Source organism: Streptomyces colwelliae (assembly GCF_048158785.1).
Taxonomy (GTDB): Bacteria; Actinomycetota; Actinomycetes; order Streptomycetales; family Streptomycetaceae; genus Streptomyces.
This window is the reverse complement of the sequence record NZ_JBLTJC010000684.1, coordinates 1-2,578: the sequence shown is the minus strand read 5'-3', so window position 1 is coordinate 2,578 and position 2,578 is coordinate 1. Positions and strand designations below refer to the sequence as shown.

The window sequence follows — 2,578 nt, the reverse complement described above, 5'->3', positions numbered from 1 at the left end:
CAACTGGAGCCTGCGGACGGCGAGTTGCCAGGACACCGAGCCGGAGTTCAGCCGGGCCACGGTGGCCTCAATGGGATGACCTACCCGCCGCCACCCGCGAGGCCGTCGAGGCTCGCACCGGCCCTATCTACGCAACAGCCACCGCCGACAAGGGACTCAACAGCGAGGTTGCCGCCACCCTCGACACCCGCGCCGGCCGCGTCTTCGTCAAAGGGATGAACACCGATCACCCTCGCGCGTGGACACAGAACCGCGAGGCCACGATCAACTCTTCCGTGGCCCCCCTCGCCCCCCGCCTGCTCTGGAGGATCAACGACGGCACTTGGGATCTGCTCGGTTTCGAGCATGTCGAGGGTCGGCCCGCGGACTACCGGCCGCAGTCCGACGACCTGCCACTCGTCGCCGAGGCGATCATCACGCTTTCCGGCGTCCGCGCCCCGATCGATCTGGAACTGAAGCACATCGAGCAGCGGCTCGCCGAGTACATCGACGACCCCGACGACGCCGACCTACTGCGCGGCGAAACCCTGCTGCATACCGATTGGCACCCCGACAACGTGCTGATCAGCAACAACGCCGCCCGCGTCGTCGACTGGGCATGGCCGACGCGCGGCGCGGTATGGATCGACGCCGCCTGTTGGGTCGTCTGGCTCACCTCGGCCGGCCACAGCCCCGCGGACGCCGAGCAATGGGCCGCCAAGACGCCCGCATGGTCCACCGCGCCCCGGCGTGCCCTCGACGTCTTCGCGACCGCCCAAGAGCGGCTGTGGGCCGGTATCGCCGCAGACGCGCCCGAAGTCGTATGGATTCAAGACGTTGCCGCAGCAGCCGCACGCTGGGCCGCCTATCGTCGGCCGTAACGAGGAGCACCCATGTCTGACCCGCTCTTTCCCGCGCACGAGTTACCCACCCCCTGACGGCCTCGCCGCCCCTGTTCCCCCGCGGGGGCGGCGAGGTCCACAACACAAGCGACCCCGGCACCATGACCACAGGTGCCGGGGTCGCTTCACGCTCGCTCGCGGCGAGTCACCGCAGGTCAATCGCTGTTTTCATCTTCTTCGATGTCTTGTGCACTTTTAAAGGCAATGCCGTCCAGGATGTCGTGCTCGCTCACCACGACCTCCGTCGCCCCGACGCGCTCCATGATCGAGAGGAGTACGAGAGCGCCCGCGCCGATGACGTCTACGCGGCCCGGGTGCATGGAGGGGATCGCGGCGCGTTCGGCGTGGGTGGAGCGGAGCAGGGACTCCGTGATCTCGCGGACGCGGTCGTAGGAGACGCGGGAGTGGTGGATGGCCTCCGTGTCGTACTCGGGGAGGTTCTGGGCGATCGCCGAGACCGTGGTGACCGAGCCGGCCAGGCCGACCAGGGTGCGGGCCTCGCGGAGCGGGACCGTCTCTTCGGCGAGGTCCAGGGCCGCCTCGATGTCGGCGCGCATCGCCGTGATCTGGTCCGGGGTCGGCGGGTCCGTGACCTTGCCGTCGCGGACGAGGTGGCGCTCGGTCATGCGGACGCAGCCGATGTTCACGGAGCGGGCGGCGCGGACCTGGTCGTCGCCGACGACGAACTCCGTCGAGCCGCCGCCGATGTCCACGACCAAGTAGGGCTTGGCGAGGGCCAGCTCGTCCCGGCCGGTCAGTTCCGCTGTCGCGCCGGTGAAGGAGAGTTCCGCCTCCTCGTCGCCGGTGATCACCTCCGGTTCGACGCCGAGGATGTCCAGGACGCCCCGGACGAAGTCCTCGCGGTTCGAGGCGTCGCGGGAGGCCGACGTGGCCACGAAGCGGAGGCGTTCGGCGCCGAGTTCCTTGATGATCGCCGCGTAGTCGCGGCAGGCCGCGAAGGTGCGCTCCAGCGCCTCGGGGGCCAGGCGGCCGGTCTTGTCCACACCCTGGCCGAGCCGCACGATCGTCATCCGCCGGTCCAGGTCGGCGAGTTGACCCGTCGCCGGGTCCACGTCGGCCACGAGGAGGCGGATCGAGTTCGTACCGCAGTCGACGGCGGCGACACGGGTCACTGGTCGCCCTCCTTCGTCTGCGCCTCGACGGGCTTGAACGAGAAGTAGCCGTTGCCGTCCTCGGACGTCACGGTCTCCCAACCCTCGCCGGTCGGCGGCACCCCGGGCACGCTCACACACGGTCCCTTGCTCCACCACTCCGGCAGCATCGCGATCGCCTCGTCGCCGAGCGGGTTGACACCCGGGCCGGCGGCCAGGGAGTGGCCCACCAGGACGTGCAGGCACTTCACGCGGTCCGGCATGCCGCCCGCGCTCGGGAAGCCCTCCAGGACCTCGATGGCGTCGCGGCGCGCGATGTAGTCCTCGTGCGCGGCGCGGTACGCGGCGGCGAGTTCCGGGTCCGTCTCCAGACGGGCCGTCATCTCCTTCATGACGCCGTTCGCCTCAAGGGTGCCGATCGCCGAGGCGGCGCGCGGGCACGTGAGGTAGTACGTCGTCGGGAGGACCGCCGTCCTCGACGGCACCCGCCTCCAGCAGACCAAGCCCCCACTGCCCGGCCGGCCGGACATGGAAGCCGAACACCCGATGCTCGTCGATACCGAGCAGCCGCGCGCAGAACGACCG

3 protein-coding genes and 1 pseudogene are annotated in these 2,578 nt (G+C 70.0%); 1 reads left to right on the top strand and 3 read right to left on the bottom strand.

Annotated elements, in window-relative coordinates; all coding sequences use genetic code 11:
* Positions 1 to 860: hypothetical protein (locus ACNFOC_RS53160; protein ID WP_416966135.1), on the top strand; the 860-nt coding region annotated here is incomplete at its 5' end.
* Positions 861 to 1,036: 176 nt separating this feature from the next.
* Here ACNFOC_RS53160 and ACNFOC_RS53155 read toward each other — a convergent pair.
* The 3 genes and pseudogenes from ACNFOC_RS53155 to ACNFOC_RS53145 all read right to left on the bottom strand — a co-directional run.
* Positions 1,037 to 2,014, bottom strand: coding sequence for a Ppx/GppA phosphatase family protein (locus tag ACNFOC_RS53155; RefSeq protein ID WP_416966134.1), 978 nt, complete (start codon positions 2,012 to 2,014; stop codon positions 1,037 to 1,039).
* A pseudogene (locus ACNFOC_RS53150) lies at positions 2,011 to 2,454 on the bottom strand (DUF501 domain-containing protein); the annotation flags it as partial. The gene ACNFOC_RS53155 and the pseudogene ACNFOC_RS53150, both read right to left, overlap by 4 nt.
* The coding region (locus ACNFOC_RS53145; protein ID WP_416966133.1) for a hypothetical protein at positions 2,399 to 2,578 on the bottom strand (180 nt) is incomplete at its 5' end. The pseudogene ACNFOC_RS53150 and the gene ACNFOC_RS53145, both read right to left, overlap by 56 nt.